General features: G+C 42.5%; 4 protein-coding genes, 1 pseudogene and 1 CRISPR repeat array. Of the genes and pseudogenes, 4 read left to right on the top strand and 1 reads right to left on the bottom strand.

All coding sequences use genetic code 11. From position 1 onward, the window contains the following. Positions 1 to 43: 43 nt before the first annotated feature. From J7K79_RS03240 to J7K79_RS03225, 4 genes and pseudogenes are all read left to right on the top strand, one after another. Positions 44 to 802, top strand: a pseudogene (locus J7K79_RS03240) (beta-galactosidase small subunit); the annotation flags it as partial. A 5-nt stretch (positions 803 to 807) separates the two neighbouring features. Beyond that, positions 808 to 2466 (top strand): alpha-galactosidase, encoded by a 1659-nt coding sequence (gene galA, locus J7K79_RS03235; protein WP_296905127.1) that lies wholly within the window; start codon positions 808 to 810, stop codon positions 2464 to 2466. Continuing rightward, positions 2463 to 3419, top strand: a complete 957-nt coding sequence (gene galT / locus J7K79_RS03230) for a galactose-1-phosphate uridylyltransferase (RefSeq protein ID WP_296905125.1) — start codon at positions 2463 to 2465, stop codon at positions 3417 to 3419. The genes galA and galT overlap by 4 nt, the downstream gene beginning before the upstream one ends. Next, the gene (locus tag J7K79_RS03225; protein ID WP_296905123.1) at positions 3416 to 4468 is read left to right on the top strand and encodes a galactokinase; all 1053 of its coding nucleotides are present in this window, start codon (positions 3416 to 3418) and stop codon (positions 4466 to 4468) included. Before galT ends, J7K79_RS03225 begins: the two co-directional genes overlap by 4 nt. Positions 4469 to 4517: 49 nt before the next feature. Here J7K79_RS03225 and J7K79_RS03220 read toward each other — a convergent pair whose 3' ends face one another. Next, a complete protein-coding gene (locus J7K79_RS03220; RefSeq protein ID WP_296905121.1) occupies positions 4518 to 5000 on the bottom strand; it encodes a hypothetical protein in 483 nt (160 codons plus the stop codon). Between the two features lie 172 nt (positions 5001 to 5172). Then, positions 5173 to 5530: direct repeats of the CRISPR family, unit length 29 nt; unit sequence CTTTACATCCCACATAGTTAATATGGAAC. Positions 5531 to 5535 lie beyond the last annotated feature (5 nt).

Below are 5535 nucleotides of genomic sequence, written 5' to 3'. Positions count from 1 at the left end.
GTTTTGTTCGACGTTGATCCCCCTATAGTGCGTGCAGTACACTCCAAGAATTTAGGTTCAGTTCAAACTTTCAAAAGAATTCGATGAAGTTACATGGTATGGACGTGGTCCGCACGAAACGTACTGGGACAGGAAAGAAAGTGGAGTCTTTGCAATTTATGGAAAGAAAGTATCTGATATGATACACAAATACGTAAGGCCTCAAGAGACAGGAAACAGATCCGACGTGAGATGGTTCTCTCTCTCAGACGGTGAGGTTTCTCTCTTTGTGTCAGGTATTCCTCAGATAGATTTCAGCGTTTGGACCTTCTCCATGGAAGATCTTGAAGAAGCAGAACATGTAAACGAACTTCCAGAACGAGATTTTGTCACCGTGAACGTTGACTACAAACAAATGGGAGTAGGAGGAGATGACAGCTGGGGCGCCCTGCCTCATCTTGAATACAGACTCCTTCCGATTCCCTATCGTTATTCATTCAGAATGAGGGTCTGCTCTGACATTCCGCTATGGAGAAGGCTTCCGTCTTTTACTGAAGAGCTTTGTGTTGAAATGACTACCAGTAAGGATCTTATCTTTGAAGATGAAACACTGGAGGTGACTCTGTCTCTCCATAACAACTCGGCTGTAAGCAGAGAAAAAGAAATAGTGCTGTTCATCGACGAAAAAGAGTACTCAACAAAAAGAGTAGTTGTTCCAGCGTTCCAGAAAGAAGTAGTCAGGTTTGAGATTGAAGGATTGTCAAAAGGAGACCACCTGATTGCCACAAATTTCAACACCAGAAAGACAATCTACGTGAGGTGATTTATGTGGAAATATTCAAAAGAAGATTCAAGGAAGGCAGTTTTGTTTCTGAAGAAAAAGACTACACTCTCGAGTGGAAAATAGAGAAAATTCATCTTGGCTGGAAAGTTTCTGGAAGAGTAAAAGGAAATCCCGGCAGACTGGAAATCTTTCGAGTGAAAGCACCAGAGAAGCTTCTTGTGAACAACTGGCAATCCTGGGGACCCTGTAAAGTGGTGGAAGTGTCAAAATATACTCCTTCAGAAATAGATCCAAATTGGCAATACACTGCCTCTGTTGTACCAGATGTTCTTGAAAAAAGTCTTCAAAGTGATTATTTTGTTGCAGAGGAAGGAAGAGTTTTTGGTTTCCTCAGCTCCCGAATTGCCCATCCTTTCTTTGCTATCGAAAACGGGGAACTTATCGCGTACCTGGATTACTTTGGTGTAGAATTCGATGATTTTGTTCCACTAGAACCCTTTGTGATTCTTGAAGATCCAAATACCTCTCTTCTTCTAGAAAAATACGCAGAGCTTGTTGGAAAAGAAAATGCTGCAAGGGTGCCCCGGCATACTCCCATTGGATGGTGTAGCTGGTATCACTACTTTTTAGATCTCACTTGGGAAGAAACTCTGAAGAATTTGAAACTTGCAAAAGACTTTTCTTTTGAGGTTTTCCAGATAGATGATGCATACGAAAAAGACATTGGTGACTGGCTCATCACGAGGCGGGACTTTCCCAGTGTGAGAGAAATGGCAGAAACGATAGAAAAGAACGGATTCATTCCGGGAATATGGACTGCTCCATTCAGTGTCTCGGAAACTTCTGATGCTTTCAACTCTCATCCGGAGTGGATTGTGAAGGAAGACAATGCTCCGAAAATGGCTTACAGAAACTGGGAGAAGAAAATATACGCACTTGATCTCTCGAATGAAGAAGTCCTTGACTGGCTCTTCAACCTTTTCGGTTCATTAAAAAAGATGGGATACAGGTACTTCAAAATAGACTTTCTCTTCGCAGGAGCAATACCTGGAGTGCGAAAGAAACAAATCACTCCTATTCAAGCGTTCAGGCTGGGAATGGAAACGATAAGAAAGGCAGTCGGTGAAGAATCGTTCATCCTTGGTTGCGGTTCTCCTCTTCTCCCTGCAGTTGGATACGTGGACGGAATGCGAATAGGACCAGACACCGCACCTTTCTGGGGAGAAGATATACCAGACAGAGGAGTTCCGGCTGCAAAATGGGCCCTCAGGAACACCATCACAAGGTATTTCATGCACGACAGACTCTGGCTCAACGATCCAGACTGTCTCATTCTTAGGGAAGAAAAGGTAGAACTCACTCCAAAAGAAAGGGAACTTTACTCCTACACTTGTGGTGCCTTAGACAACATGATCATAGAGAGCGATGATCTTTCGCTTGTAGGAGAACACGGAAAGAGAGTGCTGAAAGAAACCTTAAAACTTCTTGGTGGAAAACCGCGTGTTAAGAACATTATGGCTATGGATATGAAATATGAAATAGTTTCATCTGGAACGAAATCAGGGAATGTGTCTCTTACAGTGGATCTCGAGAATAGAGACTACCACTTGGAGAAAGAGGGTGCTTCCTCTTTGAACAAAAAAATTGTGAAACGGGAAGATGGAAGAAACTTCTACTTCTATGAAGAGGGTGAGAAAGCATGATGGAGCTCAGGTACAACCCCCTTACAGATGAATGGATTATTGTGTCTGCCGCCACTCAAAAGAGGCCGGTTCAGCCTTCCAAAACAGAGTGTCCTATATGTGTGGGAGGTTTGGAGCTCCCTGAAGAATACGATCTTGTGACCTTCGAAAACAGATTTCCTTCTCTCAGGAAGGATCCTCCGCCAGTGGACTGGAAGGAAAAAGGCCCCTTTAAAAAAAGGGAATCAAAGGGCATCTGTGAAGTGGTGGTCTACACCTCCGATCACAACACTGCCCTTCCCGGAATGCCCCTGAAACAGATAGAGAAACTCGTTGAAATGTGGGTGGACCGAACCAGGGATCTTTCTCAGCACGATTTTGTGAAGTACATCTTCATCTTCGAAAACCGCGGAAAAGAGGTCGGTGCCTCCCTTCCCCATCCACACGGTCAGATCTATGCCTTTCCTTTCCTTCCAAAAAGAATAGAGGTGAAAATAGAGGCGATGAGAAAATGGTACGAGGAAAAAAGAAGGTGCTCCATCTGCGAAATACTGGAAAACGAGGAAGAAGAGAGAAAGGTGTACGAAACGGAGAACTTCATCGCAGTCGTTCCCTTCTATGCACGCTTCCCGTACGAAGTGCACATTTACCCAAAAAGACATGTGAGCACTCTTTTAGAACTCACAAAGGAAGAAAAGAAAGAATTCGCAGAAGTGCTCAAAGTGGTTACTGCAAAATACGACAAACTTTTCGACCAGGAATTTCCTTATATGATGATGTTCTTTCAAGCACCTTTCAATGGGGAGGACGTCTCTCACTTCTTCCACTTCCACGTGGAGTTCAACCCGCCAAAAAGGGACAAAGATAAGCTGAAATGGATGGCGAGCGTCGAGACAGGAACTTGGGCGTTCATAAATCCCGTTGTTCCAGAGGAGGCAGCAAAGCAGTTGAGAGAAACGGAGGTGGAGATATGAAGGTGAAGGCGCCCGGGCGGATAAATATCATAGGAGAACACACAGACTACAACGATGGATACGTCTTGCCCTTTGCGGTGAACAGATTTGTCTTTCTTTCAATAGAAAGGTCTGAAAAGTACCTTTTTTGCTCGGAAACCATGAATGAAACGGTGGAGATGGATGAACCAAAGAAGCTCAACAGCTGGACTGATTACATCGTGGGTGTTATGAAATCTTTTGAAAAGAGAGGCTACCACGTTCCACCTGTAAGAATAGAAGTGTCTTCCAACCTTCCAGTAGGAGCGGGACTTTCAAGTTCTGCTGCCATTGAGGTTGCAAGCGCGTTTGCAATTTCTGAGTACTTTGGATTCAACCTTCCTAAATTAGAGCTTGTGAAAATCGCACGCGAGGCGGAAGTAGAATTTGTTGGAGTCAGATGTGGTATCATGGATCAATTTACATCCACATTTGGGAAAAAGGATCATGCGATTTTCTTGGACACAATGACACTGGAATACGAATACGTTCCTTTGAAGCTGGAAGGCTACGAGATAGACCTTGTGGATTCTAACGTGAAGCATGAACTTTCTTCTTCCGAGTACAACAAACGAAGACGAGAATGCGAAGAGATTTTGAAAATACTGGGAAAGAAAAGTTTTCGAGAAATAAGGGAGGAGGAACTGAGCAAATTGCCTGACACTTTGAGGAAACGTGCTCAACACGTTCTTGAAGAAAACAAAAGAGTGTTGGAAAGCGTTGAAGCGTTGAAAAAAGGAGACTTTGAGACACTTGGAAAGCTGCTTTTTGCTTCGCACGAAAGTCTTCGAGATCTTTATGAAGTATCGTGTGAAGAGACAGATTTCATCGTGGATTTCTTAAGGGAGAAAGATGGAATTCTTGGTGCAAGGATGGTTGGTGGTGGATTTGGTGGAAGCGTTATTGTTTTGTCGAAAAAAGGCGTTTTCGAAAGTCTAAAAGAAGAACTTTTTGAAGCTTACAAAGAGCAGTTTGGAATAGAACCCTCTTTCCTTCAGATAGAAAGCACAGACGGTGTTCAGAGAGTTTAGGGGGAGCGCTGGCTCCCTTTTTGTTTTTTGGGCATGGTACGAAAGAGTTCTAAATCATTGACTTTAACTCTTCTGCAAATCGCCTGGCTTCCTCCTCAAGATTTTTTCTTGCCACCACTTTTTCACCTAAAACCTCTCCGCCATAGATTTCATGCATCTGAGTTAAAGCTTTTCCACCTTTAATGCCACATGTAACAAAAAAGCAGGCTTTTTTAATCTTTTCTTTGTTTTCTAAAAGGTAGGTTCTCACTGCTGGTGTCAGCCTGCCGTTCCAGACAGGACTGCCTAATATAACAATTTCGTAATCCGAAGGATCCTTCGAAAAGGTTATCTCTGTAGTTTTACCGCGAGTTGCATCGTAGCCAGCTATAAGAAATCCTATAAGCCCCTTTCTCGGCTTTTTATCTTCTATTTCGTCAATATCAGCGTTCAAGCGCTTTGCAATAAGTTTTGCTACTTTTCTTGTATGGCCATCTCTGGAGTAAAATGCAACAAGAATTTTCTTTGACTTGTTTTGTTTTGAATTCGTCATTGTTACACCTCCTAATTGCTTGTTGATTATCTAGAAACACATGAAATGAATATCCTGATACATCTAGAAGAAGTTCGATCTCCAATATCTTTTAAAGTTCTTCCGTGGCGGATTCATCAGATGTTTCACCGTTCAGTAATAAGTTTGTCAGTGTTTTTTGTTTTGATGTGGTCTTTACATCCCACATAGTTAATATGGAACTATACGCAACCCAAGGATCCTTTGTGTATTTTAATACCTTTACATCCCACATAGTTAATATGGAACAAGGAAATAAACTCTCTGACATTACTCTTCTTTCTTCTTTACATCCCACATAGTTAATATGGAACCAGTGTTGGGCCTACACGATTTGCGAACAAAGTTCTGATCTTTACATCCCACATAGTTAATATGGAACCAGGGACTCATTCTTGGAGACACGGCTCTCAAGTGTCTTTACATCCCACATAGTTAATATGGAACGTTAAAAATCACTGTGTAAGTTGTATTTGCTTTTGCCTTTACATCCCACATAGTTAATATGGAACGAGCG

It is taken from the genome of Thermotoga sp., from assembly GCF_021162145.1.
Taxonomy (GTDB): domain Bacteria; phylum Thermotogota; class Thermotogae; order Thermotogales; family Thermotogaceae; genus Thermotoga.
The sequence above is the reverse complement of the archived record's forward strand: the minus strand, read 5'-3'. Positions and strand labels throughout refer to the sequence as shown.

Bases quoted from the DNA above. Each gene is read 5' to 3' on its own strand.
- galT (WP_296905125.1), top strand. From the start codon at position 2,463: ATGATGGAGCTCAGGTACAACCCCCTTACAGATGAATGGATTATTGTG.
- J7K79_RS03225 (WP_296905123.1), top strand. From the start codon at position 3,416: ATGAAGGTGAAGGCGCCCGGGCGGATAAATATCATAGGAGAACACACA.
- J7K79_RS03220 (WP_296905121.1), bottom strand. From the start codon at position 5,000: ATGACGAATTCAAAACAAAACAAGTCAAAGAAAATTCTTGTTGCATTT.